21 protein-coding genes and 1 pseudogene are annotated in these 21,298 nt (G+C 55.5%); 12 read left to right on the forward strand and 10 right to left on the reverse strand.

The genetic code is table 11. The annotated features are described in order from the left end of the window. Positions 1–46: 46 nt before the first annotated feature. Entirely contained in the window at positions 47–817 is a 771-nt protein-coding gene (locus tag ACQY4Z_RS01560) for a YARHG domain-containing protein (RefSeq protein WP_428526067.1), read from the forward strand. A 223-nt stretch (positions 818–1,040) separates the two neighbouring features. Beyond that, entirely contained in the window at positions 1,041–1,175 is a 135-nt protein-coding gene (locus tag ACQY4Z_RS01565; protein ID WP_428526069.1) for a hypothetical protein, read from the forward strand. A gap of 634 nt (positions 1,176–1,809) precedes the next feature. On the opposite strand, the gene ACQY4Z_RS01570 is transcribed toward ACQY4Z_RS01565, so the two are convergent. Next, a complete protein-coding gene (locus tag ACQY4Z_RS01570; protein ID WP_428526071.1) occupies positions 1,810–2,688 on the reverse strand; it encodes a LysR family transcriptional regulator in 879 nt (292 codons plus the stop codon). 19 nt (positions 2,689–2,707) lie between these two features. Beyond that, positions 2,708–3,709, reverse strand: coding sequence for an NAD(P)-dependent oxidoreductase (locus ACQY4Z_RS01575; RefSeq protein WP_428526073.1), 1,002 nt, complete (start codon positions 3,707–3,709; stop codon positions 2,708–2,710). Positions 3,710–3,830: 121 nt separating this feature from the next. Between ACQY4Z_RS01575 and phnC the strand changes: the two genes are divergently transcribed. From phnC to phnE, 3 genes are read left to right on the forward strand one after another with little or no spacing between them, the layout of a single operon-like run. Then, a complete protein-coding gene (phnC, locus tag ACQY4Z_RS01580; RefSeq protein ID WP_428526075.1) occupies positions 3,831–4,631 on the forward strand; it encodes a phosphonate ABC transporter ATP-binding protein in 801 nt (266 codons plus the stop codon). A 59-nt stretch (positions 4,632–4,690) separates the two neighbouring features. Beyond that, positions 4,691–5,575 carry a phosphate/phosphite/phosphonate ABC transporter substrate-binding protein gene (gene phnD, locus ACQY4Z_RS01585; protein WP_428526077.1) on the forward strand — a complete coding sequence of 295 codons (885 nt, stop codon included), beginning with the start codon at positions 4,691–4,693 and terminating at the stop codon, positions 5,573–5,575. Positions 5,576–5,630: 55 nt separating this feature from the next. Then, positions 5,631–6,455 carry a phosphonate ABC transporter, permease protein PhnE gene (gene phnE / locus ACQY4Z_RS01590; protein WP_428526079.1) on the forward strand — a complete coding sequence of 275 codons (825 nt, stop codon included), beginning with the start codon at positions 5,631–5,633 and terminating at the stop codon, positions 6,453–6,455. A gap of 584 nt (positions 6,456–7,039) precedes the next feature. Here phnE and ACQY4Z_RS01595 read toward each other — a convergent pair. The 3 genes from ACQY4Z_RS01595 to ACQY4Z_RS01605 all read right to left on the reverse strand — a co-directional run bounded on the left by ACQY4Z_RS01595 (position 7,040) and on the right by ACQY4Z_RS01605 (position 10,325). Next, positions 7,040–7,399, reverse strand: a complete 360-nt coding sequence (locus ACQY4Z_RS01595; RefSeq protein ID WP_428526081.1) for a helix-turn-helix domain-containing protein — start codon at positions 7,397–7,399, stop codon at positions 7,040–7,042. 242 nt (positions 7,400–7,641) lie between these two features. Next, on the reverse strand, positions 7,642–9,858 hold the full coding sequence (locus ACQY4Z_RS01600) for a molybdopterin cofactor-binding domain-containing protein (protein ID WP_428526083.1): 2,217 nt from the start codon (positions 9,856–9,858) through the stop codon (positions 7,642–7,644). Continuing rightward, complete coding sequence (locus tag ACQY4Z_RS01605) at positions 9,855–10,325, reverse strand: (2Fe-2S)-binding protein (protein ID WP_428526085.1); 471 nt, start codon at positions 10,323–10,325, stop codon at positions 9,855–9,857. The genes ACQY4Z_RS01600 and ACQY4Z_RS01605 overlap by 4 nt, the downstream gene beginning before the upstream one ends. 231 nt (positions 10,326–10,556) lie before the next feature. On the opposite strand from ACQY4Z_RS01605, the gene ACQY4Z_RS01610 reads away from it, so the two are divergent. Further along, positions 10,557–11,120, forward strand: a complete 564-nt coding sequence (locus tag ACQY4Z_RS01610; RefSeq protein ID WP_428526087.1) for a Crp/Fnr family transcriptional regulator — start codon at positions 10,557–10,559, stop codon at positions 11,118–11,120. A gap of 858 nt (positions 11,121–11,978) precedes the next feature. On the opposite strand, the gene ACQY4Z_RS01615 is transcribed toward ACQY4Z_RS01610, so the two are convergent. Next, positions 11,979–13,310: a serine hydrolase domain-containing protein gene (locus tag ACQY4Z_RS01615; protein WP_428526089.1), complete on the reverse strand. Its 1,332-nt coding sequence runs from the start codon at positions 13,308–13,310 to the stop codon at positions 11,979–11,981. Between the two features lie 332 nt (positions 13,311–13,642). After that, the gene (locus ACQY4Z_RS01620) at positions 13,643–14,167 is read right to left on the reverse strand and encodes a Crp/Fnr family transcriptional regulator (RefSeq protein ID WP_428526091.1); all 525 of its coding nucleotides are present in this window, start codon (positions 14,165–14,167) and stop codon (positions 13,643–13,645) included. A 73-nt stretch (positions 14,168–14,240) separates the two neighbouring features. On the opposite strand from ACQY4Z_RS01620, the gene ACQY4Z_RS01625 reads away from it, so the two are divergent. Then, positions 14,241–14,840 (forward strand): hypothetical protein, encoded by a 600-nt coding sequence (locus ACQY4Z_RS01625; protein WP_428526093.1) that lies wholly within the window; start codon positions 14,241–14,243, stop codon positions 14,838–14,840. 303 nt (positions 14,841–15,143) lie between these two features. Here the strand turns inward: ACQY4Z_RS01625 and ACQY4Z_RS01630 are convergent, their stop codons facing one another. Continuing rightward, positions 15,144–16,379: a Coenzyme F420 hydrogenase/dehydrogenase, beta subunit C-terminal domain gene (locus tag ACQY4Z_RS01630; RefSeq protein ID WP_428526095.1), complete on the reverse strand. Its 1,236-nt coding sequence runs from the start codon at positions 16,377–16,379 to the stop codon at positions 15,144–15,146. 766 nt (positions 16,380–17,145) lie between these two features. Here ACQY4Z_RS01630 and ACQY4Z_RS01635 point away from each other — a divergent pair. Continuing rightward, entirely contained in the window at positions 17,146–17,286 is a 141-nt protein-coding gene (locus ACQY4Z_RS01635; RefSeq protein WP_155189197.1) for a hypothetical protein, read from the forward strand. Positions 17,287–17,448: 162 nt separating this feature from the next. Beyond that, on the forward strand, positions 17,449–18,201 hold the full coding sequence (locus tag ACQY4Z_RS01640) for a DUF6065 family protein (protein ID WP_428526097.1): 753 nt from the start codon (positions 17,449–17,451) through the stop codon (positions 18,199–18,201). 453 nt (positions 18,202–18,654) lie between these two features. Here the strand turns inward: ACQY4Z_RS01640 and ACQY4Z_RS01645 are convergent, their stop codons facing one another. Together ACQY4Z_RS01645 and ACQY4Z_RS01650 are read right to left on the reverse strand one after the other, a co-directional pair. Next, complete coding sequence (locus ACQY4Z_RS01645) at positions 18,655–18,957, reverse strand: AraC family transcriptional regulator (protein ID WP_428529684.1); 303 nt, start codon at positions 18,955–18,957, stop codon at positions 18,655–18,657. 15 nt (positions 18,958–18,972) lie between these two features. Then, positions 18,973–19,472 (reverse strand): annotated as a pseudogene (locus ACQY4Z_RS01650) (AraC family transcriptional regulator); the annotation flags it as partial. 134 nt (positions 19,473–19,606) lie between these two features. Here ACQY4Z_RS01650 and ACQY4Z_RS01655 point away from each other — a divergent pair. From ACQY4Z_RS01655 to ACQY4Z_RS01665, 3 genes are all read left to right on the forward strand, one after another. After that, the gene (locus tag ACQY4Z_RS01655) at positions 19,607–19,918 is read left to right on the forward strand and encodes a hypothetical protein (RefSeq protein ID WP_428526099.1); all 312 of its coding nucleotides are present in this window, start codon (positions 19,607–19,609) and stop codon (positions 19,916–19,918) included. Positions 19,919–20,210: 292 nt separating this feature from the next. Beyond that, positions 20,211–20,687 (forward strand): Rrf2 family transcriptional regulator, encoded by a 477-nt coding sequence (locus tag ACQY4Z_RS01660; RefSeq protein ID WP_428526101.1) that lies wholly within the window; start codon positions 20,211–20,213, stop codon positions 20,685–20,687. Between the two features lie 86 nt (positions 20,688–20,773). Further along, positions 20,774–21,265, forward strand: coding sequence for a protoglobin domain-containing protein (locus ACQY4Z_RS01665; RefSeq protein ID WP_420340682.1), 492 nt, complete (start codon positions 20,774–20,776; stop codon positions 21,263–21,265). Positions 21,266–21,298: the final 33 nt, after the last annotated feature.

Here is a 21,298-nt window from a genome sequence, read left to right on the forward strand (position 1 = left end):
ATTATCCGGCAAAGACAAGACAGGCCACGCCGCCTTCGGAACATGTATGAGCGGATTGATACGCGATGCCGGAATTGCCTCAGATGAGCAGCTTGCGCGCAAGGCCATGCGGCTCAAAGAAGCAAAAGAACTTGAGGTTACCATTCAAAGGCGGACCATCAGCAACTGGCGCAACGGAAAAAGTGCGCCCAGGTCCAAACAGGATCCAAGGTTTCAGCTGGTGCTGAATGCTCTTAATCCGTCGATCGAAAAACGGCGGGAAATCGAAGCGCTCATCGGAACCGGGAGCCCTACTTCCAAAAAGCCTTCCCGGGCTGTCGATCTTCAAAATCTCGTGAAACGACTTCCGGTCCCGAGTTGGATGGGCGCCGGCGCCGTGGTCGCGCTGCTTTTGATTGTTGCTGTAACCGGTGGCTTGTCTTTCAGTTCACTCGGAACAGGGGCCTATCTTGAGACGATCCCGGAAGACCAACTGCGCCTGTCGGAAGACGGTTTCGTGCTGCCCTTCAGCAGTCTTCGCGCGGTGGATGAGCAACACCTGAAGGCACTCACCAGCTGGGAATTATATGTTGCGCGCAACGAGATTTATGCGCGAAAGGGAAGGCCGTTCGTCAAGCAGACTTCCGTCTGTCTGCAAAGTCATTTTGATCGCTGGGCAAAAAACGACAGTTCGCCAGATGGTTGGTATGTAAAGCAGGCTGGTGGCTTGGTGCTCAGTGACCTGGAAATCCGAAACGTGGATACCATCCAAAGATATGAATGCGCGGTTCGTGGGGGACGCATGACTTGCAGCGGCAGCCTCCGGAACTGCCAGTGAGCGTCAATTCTTCTAACCCGAAAAATACAATGGCGAATGCCGTTGTCGTGAGATCACCGCAATGCGGGATATCTTCCTCCAATGTCCGCTTTGGGCCGAAAGTGCCAATTGATGACGGCAGAGCACACGGCCCTTGTACCATTAGTCGGCACACCGCAAACTGGACCGCAGTATTCGACGCTCCGCCCCCATCGACACCGCACGGCTGAAGTCCGCCCTGAAGTTGACGGCCCTCCTGGTCCAGAAACTCGACGATGATTACCTGCGGTTTTTCATGCGCCTGGAAACCGAGCTCGCACAGCATGAAGCCAAAGAAGCCGCCCGCGCCCGGGTGCAAAAGGTATTGGAAGACGGGTGACAGTTCGGCAGAGATCACGGCCCGTTTTCGCACCACACGACCGCGCATTCAGGCAAGAAAAGCCGCGGCCACCCCGTCTGATGTCATCCCCGACCTGATCGGGGATCCATTCATTTCCAGAGATTAGACAAAGACCGATCACGCCGCCCAACAGAAGTCTCAAACCCCAAACCGCAAAGACCGGTCAGGAACCCTGTGATCCCACAACACCCATCGCCGCACGTCGGGGCATCACCGGGACCGGCACCCGCTTGGCGGGTTGATGCATGGCAGGGCAATGGCCAGAATGGGCGGGGAGCAGACTTTCGCTGCATCGCCGAGCAAGGTCAGGTGTGGGCGGAAGCTGCCGTTCACGAGATGTCAGCGACAGACCCTACCCATACCGACCTTAAGCACATTGAACGTCCACTCCCGGTCGGCTGGACACATGGCGACCGGTTTTTTGGAAGCGCAGTGGTCTGGTCCCGAGCGGCATTGTTAGGCCCAGACGCAAATGAGACTGCAATCTGAAAAGCTAGTGACGGAGCCCAAAAGGGTCAGGAACGATCCAATCCATCAAATGCCGACGCGAAACACTCTGTAAGCGGAGGATTTCTGGATCGGTCGGCAATAACTGGATTTGCAGTCGATAAGGTCACCTAGCCTGATCATGTCGCAGAAATCGGCCCATAAACCGCAGGATTGCCAGGTCGTTGGCTTTTTCCATTAAAACCGAAAGGAAAAACGACTTCTGCAAGTCATATCCCTTCAGTTTTAGTGCGGCCAGAGAACCTGCCTTCAAATCCGTTTCGACGCTTTCGCGAAGAACAATCGAGTAGCCCATTCCGGAGGCAACAGCGCTTTTGACCGCTTGTGTAGACCCCATGGACAGACTTGCGGTGAGCCTGTCCGCCTTCGGACCAAGAACGTTACGCAATAGAGAGCCGGTGCCAGTGCCGCGCCCGCCACCGATCATTGACATGTCCGACAGGTCGGTCAATGACAGTTCACGCCGCGCGGCATAGGGGTGGTTTGCGGGCAGGATGATGACCATCTCGTCCGAAAGCCAGAACCGCGATTGAAGGCCGTCTTCATCCGGCTGCCATTCGGTTATGGCAATATCGATCAATCCATCCTTGAGCCATTGAACAAGCGCAGGGTTGTCTGCTTGCTCGATCTCCCAGTGTAGATTTCGTTCATGGGCAAATTTGGCTTCAGACAAACGGGGCGCGACATAATAGTCCGCAATATTGGCGCTTGCGCCAATGCGCACGACATCCTGCTGAACCACTTTTGCCATATGGTCCGCGTTCCACAGGAGTGTTTTTGCGACCGCCAGAACGCTCTTGCCTTTGGGCGTCGCTTGGCTTCCACTCCGGCGGCGCTCAATCAACTGAACACCGAGGCTTTCTTCAAGCTTGCTGATGTGCTGCGATAAGGTCGGTTGCGCAAGGTTCAGACGCTTGGCAGCCTCTTGAAAACTGCCGGTATCGGCAACCGTCACGAAACTTTTGACAAAAGTCAGATTTACCAAGTACTTACCCCTTGATTGCTTATACGCTAAGGTCTTGAGCGTTGATTGCGGTCGCCGGGACATTCCCTTTGAGAACGGACTTGATGCTGTCAGCTGCAGAGCGGACAATGGCCCGGCGGACATCAGTGACCGCAGATCCGATGTGCGGTGTCAGCATTGTGCGGTCCGAGTGCATCAGGCTTGGGTGCACCTCATCAGGCCGACAGGTCCGGGCCCAGTCCTCCGTCTCAAAAACATCGGCTGCGAATCCGGCAATATGACCGGTTTCCAGAGCTTTTGCGACGGCGCTTTCCACCACCAGCGACCCTCTGGCCGGATTAATGAGGTAACTGCCCTGTTTCATATCACTGATAAAACTTTCATCCACAAGACCCATGGTCGCGTCGGTCAAGGGGAGTGCAAGAACAACAAAATCGGAACGGGCTTTCAGCTCATCGAGCGGTGAATAGGTAGCGCCAAGAGCCTGTTCCTTGTCCGCTGGCAGCGGCGTTTGATCGAAATAGATCCGCTCACAGCGAAATCCGCTCAGCAGTTTTAGAACCGCTTGGCCGACCCGCCCGGCGCCAACAATTCCGACCGTCGCACCGTGAATGGAGCCGCCATAAAAACGTGGCCGCCAGCCCGAAAACTGACCTGACCTGACATACTGGTCGGCTGAAATCATGTGCCTGGAAACACCGATCATAAGGCCGATAGCAAGTTCTGCGGTGGGTTCGGTCAAGAGGTCCGGAACGATTGTGACCGCTATATTGCGTCTGGTACAGGCATCCACGTCGATGTTGTCGAACCCCTTCAGCGCCCCCGCCACGATCTGCAAATCCGGGCAGGCCTTGAGGAAGTCCTCATCAACACATTCTGTCATGAACGCCATCAAGGCCACGGCATTAGAGCTGTGACGACGCAGATCGTCCATTGTCAGCGGGGCCGGACCGTCATTCATGAATACAGACCCGAAAACGGACAGATCATTGATCACATCGTTTTCGACCGGCTGTGCGACCACGATTTTAGAAGGGGGCATTCAAACCGTCTACTTTGTGAACTGGAGTTGTGCATCCTGTACTGTATTGTAAAATACAAATCAACTGTCATTTGAATTACATATTGAAATGCTTTTTGTGCCTTCCAACAAGGAGCGGCACATGAAACACCAGGCAAACCTCGCATCGGCCGTGCAGGTGACAGATCTAAATTCTGATGACTGCCGCACCCCGATCATCAGCCTCGACAATGTCGGTGTGACCTACCCAAACGGCACCGTTGCGCTCTCGCCTCTTTCGCTCAAGATTGAGGATGATGCCGTCACTGTCCTTCTGGGGCCTTCAGGTGCTGGTAAATCATCTCTGCTGCGTTCCATGAACCTGTTGGTCAAGCCCACCGTAGGCACAATTTCCGTGCGCGTTGGCGGAATGCTCGACAACTCCAGGGCTGTTCGCGAACACCGCCGCGAAACCGCCATGGTGTTTCAGCAGCACCAGCTCATCGGCCGTCAGAGCGCGCTTCAAAACGTATTGACCGGCCGACTTGGAAAACATTCTTTTTGGCGCACGCTTCTGCCGCTTGGGCCGGACGACCGGCGCATTGCCCTTGAATGTCTTGACCGTGTGTCCTTGTTCGAGAAGGCATTGGTGCGTTGCGACAGCATGTCAGGCGGCCAGCAGCAACGTGTGGGCATTGCCAGAGCCCTTGCGCAACAGCCACGCATGATCTTGGCCGACGAGCCGGTAGCATCGCTCGACCCGGCTTCGTCCCGCCGGGTGCTTTCTCTTCTCCAGCAGATCTGCAAAGAGGACAGGATCCCTGTCGTCGTCAGTCTGCACCAACTCGAATATGCCCGTGAATTCGCGGACCGCATCATCGGTCTTTCCGGCGGCCATGTTGTCTTTGATGACAAGCCGGAAAAACTGACGGAACCGGTCCTCAAGAAAATCTACGGCGCGTGACTTCGGGCAAACCTGCCGGTTGGCCCAAGACCAAAGCGACTAACAGAGAGAGACTGAACATGATCCGTCGTACTTTCCTATCGGCAATGGCAGCTGCCGCAGGCCTCGTTTTCGGCGCCAACGCAGCTTTGGCTGGCGACCACAACCCAGACAAGTTGAAGGTCGCATTGCTTCCGGACGAAAACGCCGCCACCGTCATTCAGGACAACCAGGGTCTGAAAAGCTATCTGGAAGACAAACTCGGCAAATCCATCGAGTTGATCGTCACCACCGACTATTCCTCGATGATCGAAGCCATGCGTTTTGGCCGTATCGACATCGCCTATTTCGGCCCGGCGTCTTACACAATCGCCAAGGAAAAAATGGCTGGCGGCGACCTTGATATCGAACCTTTCGCTGCGCGCGTTAAAGGCGGCTCGACGACCTACCAGTCCGTGATTATCGCAAATGCGGAAAGCGGCTTTGAGACCCTTGAAGAAATCAAGGGCACCGGTATTGAGGTTGCCTTTGGCGACCAGGCGTCCACGTCCAGCCACTTCGCTCCGAAATACACCATGCAGCTTGCTGGCCTGAAGCACGGCGAAGACTACAAGCAGAATTTCCTTGGTGCCCATGATGCCGTTGCTATCAACGTCCAGCGCGGCAACGCTCAAGTCGGTGGCCTGAGCCGTCCGATCTTTGAAAGCCTGATCGAAAAAGGCAAGATCGATGCGGACAAAGTCAATGTGCTGACCTACTCCGCAGACATCCCGCAATATCCCTGGGTGATGCGGACCGATCTTCAGGAAAACCTGCGCGCCAAACTACGCACGGCTTTCTATAGCCTTGAAAAGGGCACGCCTGAAGGTGATGCGGTTCTAAAGCCTTTCAAATCCGATGGCTTCGCTGAAATTGCAGACAAGGACTACGACATTATCCGCGACATCCGCGCAAACGTTCAATAAGCAATCGAACCTTGCCTGGCGGCTTGGCGCCGCCGGGCAACACCTGGAGATGGTAATGGCAGACGTCCCGTCCTTCGACCGCCGCGACGATGAAATCAGCGCAATTCTGGAACAGGAACGGCGTGGTCGGATCAAACGCCTTGCACAGGTTGCCGGGGCTATCATCTTTATTCTCTTCTGCATGTGGATGACCGAGCTTTTAAACACGGCCCGCATGGCGGAAGGTATTCCGGCCATCTCCATTGTCTTCGGTGAGATGGTGCCGCCGGACTTTACCCGCTGGAGGGCCTGGATCAGCCCTCTGCTCGATACGGTCGCCATGTCGGTTGCCGGAACTGCGCTGGCAGTGGCCTTGTCAATACCGCTCGGCTTTCTGGCCGCCGCAAACACGGCCCCGAACAAGGCCGTTTATCATGTCGCGCGGCTTGTTCTAAACACCCTGCGGTCGATCCCCGAACTTATTTTGGGCATTGTCTTTGTTGCTGCTGTCGGGTTTGGCATGTTGCCGGGCGTATTGGCGCTCGGTCTTCATTCGGTCGGAATGGTGGGAAAATTTTTCGCCGAAGCTATCGAACATGCCCACCCGGCCCCCATTGAGGCTGCCGAAGCAACGGGCGCCACGAAGATGCAAGTGGTGACCCACGCGGTCATGCCGCAAGTCTTTCCGCAATTCGCCGACGTCACCATGTACCGCTGGGAATATAACTTCCGCGCCTCGACCGTAATGGGCATGGTCGGCGCAGGCGGCATCGGCACCGAACTCGTTGGTTCGCTGCGTCTACTCGATTACCCGCAAGTCGGAGCGATTCTGATCGTCATCCTGATCGCGGTCACCCTGGTCGACAACTTCAGCAACATCCTTCGCCGTACGTTCTCATAGGTGGCAGATCGACTTCAAATGCTATGCGTGGTCCCGTCGTGATCGATTTCAGTCTTGACCAGGCACATAAGGCTTTCTCTCCGTTGTGTCGTCAAATCCCTTCGCCACCTCAATTCTGGGAGCATGGCATTTGGTCGGCTGGCCATATAACACGCCAGGTGGTGATCCGATTGCTTGAGGTTGTATGACGGCTCCCGGCTAAGGTTTGATTCAAAAAGGGAAACTGGCAGCGGGGGGGGCAGGACCAGATCTTTCCGCGCTGCTGAGGTTTTTGAACCTTATGCCATAGAGCCATGGACCAACAATGCCAAGCTTGACAGGGCTTTCAGTTCATAAGCCCTGAACTGTCATTCGGCAAAAGACATGCGAACGGCAGGTCCTGACCCAGAAGCGGACGTACGTTTCGTTGCAGTTAGCGGCAGAGACGGGCCGAAAGCGGTTTGGCAGGTTTCTGCCTAAGCAATTAGCGGAGCGGACTCTTCAAGCGCAAGGTCATCAATTCCAATTCCGGTCCAGTGTCTCCGAAGGCAACTCTCCGTAGACTGTTCGATAGTCGTGAGCAAACTGACCCATATGCCAAAACCCTAGTTGTTTGCAATTTCCGAAACCCGCAGTTCTCCCTTCTGACTGGCTGCTAACTGCTCGCGTACTCGGGAGAGCCGCGTGCGTTGCAGGTAAGTCTTAGGGCCAATGCCGAAACGCTCCATAAATGCACGGTCAAGTGTTCTCCAAGAGACACCAGTTGCGGCACAGATTTCACTGATAGTTACGGCATCTGCAGGATGCTGTTCGATGTATTCCAACGTTGTGGCAACAGATCGCGCGCGAACTTTAGGAGCACTCTTATCTGCAACGGCGGAATTCCCCAGACCGACCAATATCAAGCGCGAAGCCAGAGTTTCCTCCTCTTCGAGAGTAAAGCCAACATGGTTGATCAGCCCCACTTTAGTGGTCCGTTTTGATTGTTAGTGCATGGCAGGCCATACACGGCGTCGATCAATTTCGGGGCGACCTCTGTGGGGACGCTCTCGATCCGCAGGTTCCTGCGCCCGGTAAGTTATCAGAACATGCCAGGACATCATGTGAGCGACTTTTGACCGGAGCGTCCAGCCCGGCTCTAGCTTCAATTGGGTGACAGCTCCAAGGTCCACTACCCTGTCCTTCAATTGAGGGCCGGCGTACCGCGTCAACTGTCCAAGACAGGCGGAATGTCGTCGAAGTTAACCGGCAATTTCAGCGCTCGAAACCCTGTGGCGTCCCGCAGGGCATTTGCAAGAGCCGGTACCAAGGCGATGATCGGGGCCTGTCCAACACCCGCTGGCGGGCTCATGCCTTGTTCCACGATGTCGATTTCAAATTGCGGAACATTCATCATGGTTGGTGTGGGGTAGTCATCAAAACTTTGAGCTGACAAACCACCATCTGAAATCGGCGCCTCCTCCATCAAAAGCTGACCAATGGCCATCATTGCACATCCCTCAATCTGCGCCTTGATCTGATCTGGACTGATGGCAAGACCAACATCCATAACGAACGTGCAGCGCTCCGCGCGAATGCTTCTTCGTTCATGGTCCACTGCAACATCAAAGGCTGCCGCCACATAGCTATGTTCCTGATAAATGCCGCAAGCATATCCCCGCCCTTTTCCTTTCTCCAACGACCTCGGGTGCCCATCACAGATCTCCTTGAGGCGGGTCAGGCAGTTTTTTAATTTTGTCCTCCCCTTACCCAGGTTTTGCATGCGAAACTCCAGCGGATCCCGCTTCAGAATCCGCGCAAGCTCGTCCATCGCACTTTCAATTGCAAAATTGTTTGGTGCAGCACCAAGCGAACGCCATTCGCCCACATGAAAGGGGAGTTCCACATCGCTCATTTCGATCCGCCGAGCCTTAGCTGAATAGGGAGCCTTGAGTTCGCGTGCAGCCCCGAAGTCATGCATCACCAAGCGCATCCCGGACAAAAGCGGCTGCGGGGCCATGAGCTCTGTCAACAAGACATAGCCGCTGACACACGCGTGCCGCCAATCCGAAATCTGACCCTGAGCGTCCACCCTGATTTGGACGCGGTGAGTAGAAGGGGGACGTGTCCGGTCTGCGAGAAACTCGTCCCGCCGAGACCAAGTCACCTTGACCGGCCGTTTGACCTCTTGTGCTAGAAGCACTGCCTCGCGCACAACATCGTAAAGGACACGCCCACCAAATCCGCCACCGACACGCATCGCATGAACAGTTACTCGATCGGTTGACCAGCCAAGATCGGCTGCTGCCTTCTTCTGGTTGACGAAAATGTCCTGGGTGCCAGTCCAGATGTCGACAACCTCTTGTCCGTCACGTTGGCTGAATTCCGCTACAGCCGTTCTTGGTTCTTGCGCTGCGTGATGCAGGATTGGCTGGTCAAAGCGCATGTCAACTGTCCAGTCAGTCGACAGATCAACGTCCTCGTCCACGATGGAATGTTCAAGGTTTCCGTTCGCAAGCGCCCTGTCGACATCAACCCGTTCCGCGACTTCCTCAGCCGTAAACCGGTCCGGCCGGTCCCACACTACGTCCAGGCGCTTCAGGGCCTCTTCAAGTCCGCTAGGCGTTTCAGCGATCACACCAACGAGCCGCCGTGGCTTGTCGATGACCACCTTGATCACTCCTGGCACTTTCCCGGCACCTCTGTCGGACACGTCTATGATCTTCGCATCTGGAGCGGGTGCCTGAAACACTCTGCCGAAAGCCATATGCGGTCGAACAATGTCGGCAGCAAAAGCAGGAGCACCCGTCACGATTTCCCGGGCCTGAATTTGAAGTGCTTCATGACCGATCTGCCGTTTTTCGCGTTTTGCGTCAAATGTGTAACTGGTGCCCTCAGGCAAATTATCTGAGGCAAGCGTCAGCTCATTACCGGCAACCGCATTCGAATAGGACACGAAACGCTTGTTAGGCCCGTAAAACCCACCGTCGGCGTCCGCAAGTGCTGTCGGTTTTACACCGGCGATTGCTGCAGCTCTCCGTCTGAGTTCCTCACGCAGTCGCGCCGCCGCTTCTGCAACGGGCCGCGCATGCAAGGTGATCGCCTGACTGCCTGTTGTAAAGCGCATATGGGGCACATCCTGTGTGGAGGGAAAGCTTACCTTTATGTCTGAGCTTTTGACATTGAGCTCTTCCGCCACAATCTGGGCAAGCCCCAGTGAAGATCCCTGCCCCATTTCATGGACCGGACTCAGCATCGAAATCTGACCATCGCGACCGACTGATATCCAGGCAACGCCGTCGATGTCTGGAGTGGCGAGTGAAGGCAGGATCGGAACGAGCCGACGACCGACCAAATAGGTGACTGTCAGGCCTGCTGCCGCAAACCCAGCCCCTTTCAGCAAGCTCCGGCGTGTGAAACGGCGTTTCGCTTTGACGGCTTTCATGATTGCCCCCGCAGTTCACGGGCAGCACGTAGAATTGCCTTTTGAACTCGGGACTGCGTACCGCAACGGCACAGATTCCTGTTCATGTGATCGACAATCGCCTGTTCGTCCGGCGCCGGATTTTCCTTCAGCAATGCCACAGCCTGCATGATCTGCCCGGCTTGGCAGTAACCACACTGGGCGACACGCTCATCGAGCCATGCCTGTTGTACCGGATGCAAATCGACGCTGGCACCGGTCAGACCTTCGATGGTCAGTATATCAAGGGTTTCGGCATCTGACGCTCTCATTTGGCAGCTTCGGACAACGCCCCCGTCGACGTGGACTGTGCAAGCGCCGCACCCACCGTCACCGCATCCCAACTTGGTGCCGACGAGACCCAGGTGTTCCCGTAACACTGTAAGAAGTGTCTCCTCCTGCCAGTTGTCCGGAACGTCGCGCAGGGATCCGTTCACTCTGAGCTGCATATCGATTACCACCTCCATTAAAAACGGCAGGGAAGTCTGCGGTTTCCCGTTCAATCCCAATCACCGCGAATGCCCGAAAATATGCCGAGCATGCGCAACTGCAGACGAACTTGTGCTCCGTATCAAAATACGGAATTCTATCCGGCCAGTTGGAAAATTGACTTCGCCTACTTAAGTAAAACGGGTCTAACACGGTCAGGCGCCAAACAAATTATCATAGGATAAGAACGAATGAGCTTTCAGCAAACTCTGTCTTCTGCAGGTGTGGACATAAGCTCAATTGAAAGCTCTATTGAAACAAGAAGTTTTCAGACCGGCGACTACATAATCCGACAGGCCGAGTTCAATAAGAATATTTACAAAATCACCGAAGGCTTGATCAAGCTGGTGTATCTCACCAGCGCCGGCGCAACCTATACAAAATCTTTTATTGATACTGGTGGGATTTTCGCCTCTATGACGTGCACCCTGGCTGGCGAGCCAGCGCGCTTCTCGGCTGTCTGTCTAACACCGGTCACCGTTGAATTTCTCCCGAGTTTCAAGTTTCGGGAGCTCACGGAGAATGATCCCGAAATGCTCCGGTTTTCGAACCAGATGTTTCGCCGGCTTGCGCTGAGGAATGAAGAACGAGAGTACGACTTTCTCTGCCTGAGCGCGGTGGAACGATATGAGAAATTCCTGAACAACTCGCCTGGCCTTGCACAGCGCCTCACGCAAATCGAGATTGCAGCCTATCTCGGGATCACGCCAGTATCGCTCAGCCGTATTCGGGCGAGTCGCGCTGGAGCCGCCTAAACGCTTTGGTTGCGATTACCCGGCGGGCTTTCTTATTCCGTTTTAATGAAATTTTGCTCGCCACAACGAATCCTGTATTCGGTTCGGCGTGTTCAGCCCCACTTGAGTGATCCGTTTTTATTGTTAGTGTATGACTGGACTTTGACAGAGGGGCACACAGTCGCGGCCTTCATAGGGCAAGCTCTTAGTTTCGCGGCCAAACACAGCCTGCTCTCGCCCCATGTATCCCCGGCACGCACCGTTCTGCGGATTGTTTAGAATGCAGTCTTTGCCGGTTGGTGCCGATCTGCTGCCATTCAACCTTTTCCAATCAACGTTCTGTTCGTCCGCAATCCCGTAACTCGTTTTGACCGCAACAAATGCCCATTCCCCGCTCCTCCTAGAAATTTGTTGCGTCGCAAATGAATGCCAGCTTTCGGGCAGAGACTCCATCGCGGCGAACGACCGAATTGAGGGCGCGAAGCGGACGTTGATCTAGACCACTGTCTATGGCGGCTAGGGGCCGAAAGTGCCAATTGATGACGGCAGAGCACACGGCCCTTGTACCATTAGTCGGCACACCGCAAACTGGACCGCAGTATTCGACGCTCCGCCCCCATCGACACCGCCCGGCTGAAGTCCGCCCTGAAGGTGGCGGCCCTCCTGGTCCAAAAACTCGAAGATGATCTGCCCTTTGTCCTGCACCTCAAAACCCGAGCTCACGCATCCTGATCCCAACACAGCCGCCCGCGCGCGAGTGCCAGCAGTGCCAAAGGATGGGTGGAGGATCGGGTCTAGGTTAGAGCCGACCGCCAAGACTTCCGCCAGTTTTGTGGCAGCGCGCACTTGGTGCGCTGCCATTTGTCGATGAACAACCGGCTACTGCGTCAGGTAGCTGATGATCGCGTCGAAGGCGTTGATATTGTATTCGTCGTAGTAGTTGGTCGACGACTCTGGCTGCGAGCTCTGCTTGATGATCGCGACATCCCGGTCGATGTCGATATAAATCCATTGGCCGTTGACACCGATGGCGTTGAAGGATTCCTTGCCCGGTGTGTGGCGGACCCACCATTGGGCCCGATAACTCCAGTCACCGCCGCCCATGACACCCTTGGCATCAGGACCGTTTGAGAAGGCCTCGCGATTGGCCCCGTCCGAGAGCTTTTGAATAACTTCGCTCGGGACAACCTGTTCCGCGTCGACCTTGCCGTCATTGAGCATCATCATCGCGAAGCGAGCCAGATTGCGCGGCGTTGCATTGAGGCCGCCGCCGGCGAACAGCGTCCCGTTCTTGTCGAGAAGGACGTAGGTCTCGCCGTCTGCTCCGATCTTGGACCACAGATCAGCAAGCTCGTCCTGGAAGGAGCGGCCGGTTGCCCGGTTCGTCACCCAGTTCACGACATCGGTTTTCGGCGTCTGGTAATGAAAGATCTCGCCGTGCTCGTGGCTTTCATCCTTGGGCAGCGTTGCCAGGTAGGCGTAGATGCTGTCGGCCGGGATCTCTTCCGGAGGCGCTTCCCGCAAGCCCAACACCTTTGAGTATTGCGTGATACCCGAATTCGGATCTGCGTAGTCTTCGGAGAAATCGAGCGACGCCGTCATGTCTTCGACGTGGCTGAAGGTCGCTCCGCTGAAAGCCCCGGCGGCTTCCAGCTCCGGCACAAATTTCGTCACCGGGTCATCTTCGCTCAGATACCCATTGGCCACGGCTATCAGCCCGAACATGCCGGCGAAGGATTTCGTCACCGACATCATCTGATGCGGCTGGTTCGGGTTCATTCCGTTGAGGTAGCGCTCATAGACGATCTTATCACCGTGAACGACAACAAAGGCATCCGTGTAGGTTTCTTTCAAGTAGGTGTCGAAATCGACGTCCGACCCGTCTTCGCGTTTGTAAGTCAGGCGTTCGATCCCGCCGTCGATGGCGACTGCCACGGGTCGCGGGGACAGAGCTGCCGGAATACCTGCTGTCGGGAAGAGCGTTCGCATGTTCTGGTAGGACCAGCGATTGTACGGCACGCCGAGAAGACCGTTCGACCGGTTGACCCGCTTGTCTTCAGGTGGCGGAAACCCCTGCATGAGCCCAAGTTCGTGATGGGTCGCATAAGGATCGTCCTGAGCAGCGGCAAATCCGGTAGAGACCATCAGCGCAATTGCGCAGACCGCGAATGACCGAATTCCGTAGAGGGGGTGACTTTCTTTTGGGCGCATTTGCCAATTCTCCCAAAGGGCTCAAGATGGGTTGAACGGATATAGGCTCGCCCATAGTCATCGCGGATGCAATTCGCTTGAAGGCAAAACCTGCATTCCACTTTAACTGTCTAGACTGCTTCCAAGAAACCGGTTGATTTGGGTCTTGGTCTGATCGCGAAGACCGCAGCTCGTGCTTTACGAGTACGCCGGTCTAAATGGCTCCGGTACAGCCCTCAAGTTGGGACTGCTCCCGCCCCATCGACACACCACGGTTGAAGTCAGCGCTGAAGGTCACCGCCCTCCCCGTCCAGACATCCGGCGACACCAACCTGCCGGGTTTCCCGTTTGCCCTACCCGCGCCGCCGCGCGAGTTCGCGGTAGAGCGCTTCTCGCGAAACACCAAGGAAATATGCAAGGTTTTGCATCTGCCCTTTCGGCGGCAAGGTCTTGTTTTCTCCCAGCCATGCATCCAGGCGTTCGGCCACGGTCTTGAGCGACCTGATCTCGGACTGCATCCGGGCGGTCTGCAGTTCCTGCGCCAACCTGGCTGCCCATGTACGGGCCATGTCCGGAGAGCCATGTAGACGGTCCCGGAACGCCGAAACGGGTAGCGAGCGGAGCTGTGTTGGCGCGCTGGTCACGGCGTGGCAGTGATATCGGCTCGAATATGCCGAAGCTTCGGCCAGCACACCGCCCTGTCCGACGCGCGCCAGGATCAAAGGGGCACCCCTTTTGGAGTAGCGGACAAGGTCAACCCCTCCGTCGGTGACGAAGTACATATTTTGCACGCGGTCTCCGATCTGAAATACACTCTGGTTGGACTGGAACGAAACAACCCGGCCGGATGCAAAAAGGTCTGATATGGCGTTGGACATGATCACGATCATATGAGCGAACGGCTGTCGGTGCTACCGATCGCCCGACGAATTCGTGCGAAGGGATCGAACAATGTCTGTGCACTTGACGAAATCACTCGCTTTGGCGATTGCACTCGTGCCCATTGCAGCGTTTTCACAAGATCACGGTCACGGAAGCAACACGGCACCGTATGCTGGCTTTGAAACACGGGAAATCAAGAGCCTGTCGGAACAGGATATCGCGGAGTTGCAACGTGGCGGGGGCTGGGGTCTCGCCTTGCCGGCTGAGCTGAATGGTCACCCCGGTCCCGCGCATCTTCTTGACCTGCAGACAGAACTTGAGCTCTCGGCTGAGCAGGTCGGAACGATCACCGCAACATACAAGACAATGCGGATCGCGGCCATTGCTGCCGGTGAACGCCTAATTGCGGCCGAGGCCGCGATCAGCAACGCCTTCGCACAGCCCGGCCTGTCCGAAGAGACGCTTCGCTCACTGCTTGCCGAAGCTGGCAAAGCCCGTACCGAATTGCGGTTCATCCACCTGTCGCGCCACTTGTCGACACCAGAGCTTCTCAGCGACGCGCAAATTCAGCAGTACAACATCTTGCGCGGATATGCTGATGATCCATGCACAAGCGTGCCGGAAGGACACAACAGGGATTTGTGGCGGCGCCACAACGGCTGTGACTAGGCCGCGCCAGCGCACCGGTTTTCATCGGCCTTAGAAACCGGGTTCGCTCCGATCGAAGCCAGGCAAAATGCCCGCGCGCGGAGGCAAGAGGTTCTGGAAGACGGGTGACCACCTTGGCCAAGCTTGAAATGCGGACGCGGCTTAAAACGAGCGCCCTTGAGTCGTTAATAGCTGCAAGAACAACAGGCGAAATGGCCGGAGGGCGGGCTGTCTTTGCATTGGCACCAAATATGGGCTCTGCGGACAAAGTGAGACTTTGCTGCGGTTGCGCGAAGGTCCGCTTCGCAGAGCGTCAGGACGGCCCTAGTCTTTTTCCGGCAACGGCTCACCGATCCGGCCCGACGCAATCCGCTCCTTTATCCCGGAAATCTGGGTCGTTCGCGCTTCAGTTTGCAGATGGGCGTCCAGCTCTTCCAACCGCAGTCCTTGCGTGTCGATCATGGGAAAGCCTGCTTGGGATAAACCTGTGAGCCGAGCGTGAACGGCGTGCTTCTTACGCACCTGATGAGGCTGAAAATCGTCAAACTCGCGTGGCGTTATTGCGCCGCCAAACATCAAATTTCCTGCACTTTCGGCCGACTCTATCAACGCTTCGCCTGCCGGGGAGCGCACGATAATCCCGTTGAACCCGTCGTCTTCACCGATCGGGCCACCACCCGGCCAAACATCCGCGGCCGCGATATCCGCAGCTTCGCCCAAAGCGTCGGGGCAAAGTTTGCAGCGCGTCTCTAACTCCCAGGACCCTTCATCCTCCCAAAGCTCCTGGTAGGTTTTTTCGAACTTGCGCCCATCCTTCGTTTCAACCGTGGTGAGGCCAGGGTTGCCATGTCCGCGATATCTAAACAAGGACAGTTCGTCTTCTTCGAGCCCAAACTCGTCCAACAACTTTCGAGACTTTCCAAGGCGGGATTGCCCGCCACACACCATGACCAACCGCGCGACACAGAGCTGATCCACCCGTCCATCGACCCTGGAAAGCGCGTGCACCGCGCCTACGTCGCAAGGCTTGGCGATGATCGCAAATGGTTGACCACGCTCCAGAGCTGTCATGAACCCGGCCAGTGGTGCCGTGGGTCCATATCTGGAACCCGCATGGTCAAGAACATCCTGCGCGGTTTCGCTCATGACCCATGTGCTGCGCATGGGATGATCCGGGTCCGGAGCCACATGCAGAACAAAGTCGACCGTGCCACTTTCCACCAGGTGCATGCCAAGCGCAGACAAGACGCCGCCAGTTGCGGATTTGAAGCGCACTTCGGGTGCTCCGGCCCAAGCATATCGCATTGTCGAGTGATGCCCCCAGATCATATCCTGTGCCACGTCCGTTTGCGGACGTGCACGTGCGACAACACCTGGACAACACGACAGCAACCGGTCCTCTTCCTCACTGGTAAACGTATCAACGCTGTCAGGCCGTAACCCACCCAAGGGCGTCATTGTCATCTGCACCCGACGCTCGGTTATCGCTTCACATAGCCCACAGCCGATGCACAAGCCGCTCGTGACAACTTCAGATATGCTCTTGGCGGTACGTGTCATAATGCGTTCCCCCTCCGGGAAAAGCGAAACCGTTCGGATTGATCAATTTGTCGATTGATCGAACCAAGAAGGCTTGCGAAAAGCAATAGCAGTCGTTCGGACATAAGGCAGCAATTGTGACTTTGGGCTCGGAACGGTCCTTTGCTGCAAGCGGCTCCAATGTCCGCTTCGGGCCGTTTTCGACCAAATCACGTTCGAGCCGGGAGCGGACGGTCCGCGCGTCTGACATTATTCATACGGTCTGCCGCAAAGGCTGCTTGCTCAATGCTCAAAGGGTAGAACGTCTTTTGTCGGAAGATGCCCCGATAGCGTAAAGCGAACACGTTCACCCAATTAAATCGGGAGAGATCCATTACATATCATTAATTTGTAATATCAAACTCTCCCTCCCAAATAAAGGTCAAGCAACAGCTGGACATACAGTTACCTGTGACTAGAAGCCGGGAGGACTTTAAATGAATAATTTGAAAACACATCTATCCGCATACGGTGTCATTGCAATCGCCATCGTCGCTTCAGCAGTAATTCTGGAGATGTCTGGGGTACTTGGCACATCACAGGCATTGGCCTGCCCCACAGGCTGGAACTGCTGACAGCCCACGGCCAGTATGACCGAGAGTTTGCGGGACATTTCGGACGGGTTCGCAAATACATTTGAGATCGCCGAGGGTCGAAAAGCCAACATCCCTCGCTTTGATCCCTTTTGAAACCCTTACCAGCCCGCGTTGGAATCTTTCGACCAAGCCAAAACAAGAAGGAGAAACAGATGAAAACGGAACACCGGAAAATCGATAAACTGCCCACGGTCCGCAAGGCTGCTCCGACCGCCGTTGGGGCGTCTTACAACTTGATGCCGCGCGTTGTTCAAACGCCGGCCGGGCGCAGGATCATGCGGGATTGTTTCTAGCCTGCAAAAGCCGAACGGCCATGCAGCGCAGTCAAACTGCGCTGCGGTCGTTTCGGTGTTCCGGGCATCCAGCCAAAGTGACGGCAGCTTGCAAGTCTCTCAAAGCTCTCCCGTTCGATCAGCCACTCCCTTATAGGGACCTCCTGCAAAAACGAGATCCGAATGTCCGAGCACCTCATAAAGTTCTACAAGATGTTCGATGGTGTTCCGGCCATCATACCGGCCGACCCGTCCGCATATGGAAGCATGCCAACGGATGCGTTTCGCTATTGTGAGGCCATGCGCACCGCTTCTTCCTTCGGTTGGTACGTCTATCCGCCCAAAACGCTCACGCTGACGGTTAGCGAGGACATTGTTTATGCCTATCTCGAAGGCGAATGGGTTCTCGTGAAGAGCGAATATCTGAATGACGGTTTCAAGAAGGAATGGGAAAATCTTGCACCGGATAATTTGAGGCGCCATTTCCCGGCATTCCTCAGGCCCGTCCCGCTGCCGGGTACCCTCCAGATCTTCACTGGCCATTTCGTGGAAACCGCGCCGGGGTGGAGTGTTCTGGTGCGTGCACCCGCGAACACGCCTCGCGGCCCATTCCAGGTCTATGAAGGCATGGTGGAAACGGACGAATTCAAACCATGTCCCATTTTCGTGAATATCCGCATCACGGAAACAAACCGCGAAATTCGACTGCCCTTCAACGTTCCGCTTGCGCAGGTTCAACTTGTCCCCCGTCAGGTATACACCGAAGACCAAAAACGGGTGGCCTACGTCGAACAGGCCGAGAGTGTTTCTTCTGAGTTTCCCTGGGAACGGTTCACCGACACCGTGCACAGTGAACCGCATCCACGCGGACGGTATGCGGTCGCGCGCCGCAAACGGGATCGACGGAACACGCCAGCAATGCCGGGAGCGGTTTAGGTAAAGGAAGCTGTGACCGCCTTACGGGATGTCCGTTTCGAGCAGTAAACTGATACCATCACCTCTGCCTTCTTCCGTGGTTTAGCGCGGCCGAGCTGCCGCCCCAGGAGGCATCCCCAAAGCGTCATCGCGGTTTCTCGAGGACTTCGCTTTACGCGCGGGCCAGTTGTCGCGGTTCACGCTAGATGGATCCAGCTCAGGGGTACCGGTCAGCTATGGGCGGAAAACGGACGTTCGCTGCGCTCAGGTGCAAGGTCCGCCATGCGGACGAAGCGGCCATTCGATACTGCGCACCCGATGACTGTTGCATCACTCAAATCGGAAAATCACAAGAATAAAGCTATCGGGTCCACTTTAGGTCAGTCGTTCTGGCAACTGCGCCGCGTTGCCCCATTGTCGGGGCGACTGGCCGTACATCCGCTTAAACTCACGGCTGAATTGTGAGGTGCTTTGTTAGCCTACGTCCCACGCAGCCTCTGATACGGTCTTTCCCTCGGCGATTTTCATCGCGGCATTGTTCAGCCACATCAATTTCACGAACTGGATCGGGGACATGGTGGTGGCTTCCTTGAACCGTCGATGGAAAACCGCCCGGCTCATGCCGACATGGTCGGCCATGTCGTCGATGGTGACCTGTTTGTTCAGGTGGTTCGAGAGATATTCGATGGTGCCTGCAATTTCGTTGCCGACGCCAAAGGCCCTTCTTGCGGCCGCCCCAGCCTCGCCCATGAGTACCGCGTAACATAATTCGCGCATTCGCCCCTGTCCGAGAACCTCCAGATCAACCGGATTGTCAAGCAATTCGAGAAGCCGCAGCAGTGCCTGCGTGAAACCGACATCCCAAGGGGCCAACGCTAAGGCTGATGGCTCGCAATCTCGCAAGTGTTTCTTACCATCGGCAGCGGTCTCAATTTCCATGGTGAGCTCCCGCATCATCCGTGGTTCCAGCGCAATCAACACACCGAGCAAGGGAACTTCTTCGGACGCCTTTGGCGTGCCCGCCTCCACTGGTAAAGTCATGGGGCACAGCAGGTATTTGTCGCTACCATAAACATGGACTCACCGTCCAGAACAGCTTTTTTGGTGCCACTGAGAATAGCCACCACCGTTGGCTTATAGACAGCAGGTGTGCAGGGCACAGCCTCCGTCACCCGGAAAAGCTGAACACCTTTCAACGCGGTATCGAGGAGACCTGCCTCAGGCAAACGGCGCTCGATAAGGTTTTTGATCTGTTCTCTGCTCATGCACTCTAGCTGGCAGAAGACTTTCATATTTGCAATGGGATTGAGACGATTGGGCAAGTAATTGAGAGAATATCGTCTGTTTGAATGCCATGCCCGGATCTATCTATGCCGTCAAGCAAACAACCCTCAATCCGCCGGTTTGGGCTGGCAGGAGACAGAAAATGGCAGATACGACATTCGGACCTAAAGGCTGGACGCCCGCGCGCCTCGGCGACCAGTCTGGTAAGACCTACATCATCACCGGAGCTAACGCGGGCGCAGGCTTTCAAGCAGCGCGCATGCTTCTGAAGAAGAACGCTAAGGTGGTGATGCTGAACCGCTCGGCCGGGAAATCTGAGGCGGCATGGCAGCGCCGAACACCAATTGTGCTGTCCCAGGCCGCCCCGTGGCGCGCTCTGCTCTTGTCCGGGGCAACAAGAACCGGTCTGGCAGAACATCTTGCGCGGCGGAACAGCCACTCGTTGCATGTCTGAGACCTCCCGTCAGGAAAAGCATTGAGAGTTGGGAGAGCGCGGGCCAGGATCGATTTGCGCAGGTCGACCATTTGTTGGTTCGCGTCACGATCCTTGGTGTTTAGGAGACCCTTGGAGCTGCCATCAGGATCAGGCGCCAACATACTTAAAAAAACTCGCAACTATTCGCAAAGCAGATCATGCGTATGCGAATATCTGCCTATGATTTTCTCAGAATCAAACGAACCAGATTTCTGAAACCACCTTTTGACAGTCCGTCGGCACAGCCGATGATGATTTCGATACTGAATAAATGCGTCTGACGAAGTTAACAAATGACACAATATGCTTTTTGGTTAAGATTTATGAATGCAATGGCACCCCAACGACGGTCGATGAACTAAAAAAGAACTGCGACATTAGCACTGGTCAAGCCGCAATTATTTGTAAATATCTTAAACAGAGCAATATTATTGGCACAGTCCGGGGAAGGACTGGGGGAGTGTTTCTAAAAAAAGATCCCAGGGAAATAAGGATCGCGCCCCTGATCATCAGCTTGGAGACCAGACTGAGGCCGATAGGCTGCTACGCAACCGACAGCTGCAACACCTGCACGCGGTATGGCGGCAGGGTGTTTTGCGACTCGCTGGCAAGGTCGCTGGACGCGTTCTTTCGCGAGCTGGGTGACAAGTCTTTACATGATTTATGCCAGCCGGCGGAGACCTGTCCGGAACAGGAGACGCAACAAACGGGACACCCAAAGACTTTGGGTGACGGTAAAGGGGCATAAGTTCTGGTCTTTGGGAGTTCGCGGTCCTGCCCTTTCGGCAAGGCAGCACGGTTTGCAGGAGCGTTGCTCAACAATGGGGGAAAGGGATGGACTTTCATCACATTCAATCGTCAATCGCCGCCCAAAAGATCGGTCTTTTTGAGATCTGCGCTGAAGATATGTTGTTTGCCAGAAAAGCCTGGCGCTACATCTACCCCTACTCCGAGACCGCTCTTTCTGACTTTTATGAAAACGACTTTGTCAAAAAACTGACTGGGCAATTGCCGAATTACAGCAAACTGATCCTGGTGGGAAAGCAGATAAATTACTGGAACAACATCTTTAGTCACGGCTTTGACGAGACCTACATCAATGACGCTATTCGCATCATAAATGTGCATCAAAAGCTCGGGATCAGCCTCTCGGACTACATCACGTCCTATGCCATCATGCTTCAGGAATTCGAAGATATCCTTCGAAACGAGCGGGCAAATGACCTTTGTTTGGCCGAAAATCTGTCGGGTCTGCGGAAAGTTTTCTTTGTCGACATATCGATCGTGTGCAGTCTTTACACGGACGTCAAACCCAGACCTTTGTAGGTCCAGGATGTTTGCAGAGCGCCAACGCTGCGG

Source organism: Roseibium sp. (genome assembly GCF_965276855.1).
In the GTDB taxonomy this organism is placed as follows: domain Bacteria; phylum Pseudomonadota; class Alphaproteobacteria; order Rhizobiales; family Stappiaceae; genus Roseibium.

Bases quoted from the DNA above. Each gene is read 5' to 3' on its own strand.
- ACQY4Z_RS01560 (WP_428526067.1), top strand. From the start codon at position 47: ATGAGCGGATTGATACGCGATGCCGGAATTGCCTCAGATGAGCAGCTT.
- ACQY4Z_RS01575 (WP_428526073.1), bottom strand. From the start codon at position 3,709: ATGCCCCCTTCTAAAATCGTGGTCGCACAGCCGGTCGAAAACGATGTG.
- phnC (WP_428526075.1), top strand. From the start codon at position 3,831: ATGAAACACCAGGCAAACCTCGCATCGGCCGTGCAGGTGACAGATCTA.
- phnD (WP_428526077.1), top strand. From the start codon at position 4,691: ATGATCCGTCGTACTTTCCTATCGGCAATGGCAGCTGCCGCAGGCCTC.
- phnE (WP_428526079.1), top strand. From the start codon at position 5,631: ATGGCAGACGTCCCGTCCTTCGACCGCCGCGACGATGAAATCAGCGCA.
- ACQY4Z_RS01600 (WP_428526083.1), bottom strand. From the start codon at position 9,858: ATGAAAGCCGTCAAAGCGAAACGCCGTTTCACACGCCGGAGCTTGCTG.
- ACQY4Z_RS01605 (WP_428526085.1), bottom strand. From the start codon at position 10,325: ATGCAGCTCAGAGTGAACGGATCCCTGCGCGACGTTCCGGACAACTGG.
- ACQY4Z_RS01610 (WP_428526087.1), top strand. From the start codon at position 10,557: ATGAGCTTTCAGCAAACTCTGTCTTCTGCAGGTGTGGACATAAGCTCA.
- ACQY4Z_RS01615 (WP_428526089.1), bottom strand. From the start codon at position 13,310: ATGCGCCCAAAAGAAAGTCACCCCCTCTACGGAATTCGGTCATTCGCG.
- ACQY4Z_RS01620 (WP_428526091.1), bottom strand. From the start codon at position 14,167: ATGTCCAACGCCATATCAGACCTTTTTGCATCCGGCCGGGTTGTTTCG.
- ACQY4Z_RS01625 (WP_428526093.1), top strand. From the start codon at position 14,241: ATGTCTGTGCACTTGACGAAATCACTCGCTTTGGCGATTGCACTCGTG.
- ACQY4Z_RS01630 (WP_428526095.1), bottom strand. From the start codon at position 16,379: ATGACACGTACCGCCAAGAGCATATCTGAAGTTGTCACGAGCGGCTTG.
- ACQY4Z_RS01635 (WP_155189197.1), top strand. From the start codon at position 17,146: ATGAAAACGGAACACCGGAAAATCGATAAACTGCCCACGGTCCGCAAG.
- ACQY4Z_RS01640 (WP_428526097.1), top strand. From the start codon at position 17,449: ATGTCCGAGCACCTCATAAAGTTCTACAAGATGTTCGATGGTGTTCCG.
- ACQY4Z_RS01645 (WP_428529684.1), bottom strand. From the start codon at position 18,957: ATGCGCGAATTATGTTACGCGGTACTCATGGGCGAGGCTGGGGCGGCC.
- ACQY4Z_RS01655 (WP_428526099.1), top strand. From the start codon at position 19,607: ATGGCAGATACGACATTCGGACCTAAAGGCTGGACGCCCGCGCGCCTC.
- ACQY4Z_RS01660 (WP_428526101.1), top strand. From the start codon at position 20,211: ATGCGTCTGACGAAGTTAACAAATGACACAATATGCTTTTTGGTTAAG.
- ACQY4Z_RS01665 (WP_420340682.1), top strand. From the start codon at position 20,774: ATGGACTTTCATCACATTCAATCGTCAATCGCCGCCCAAAAGATCGGT.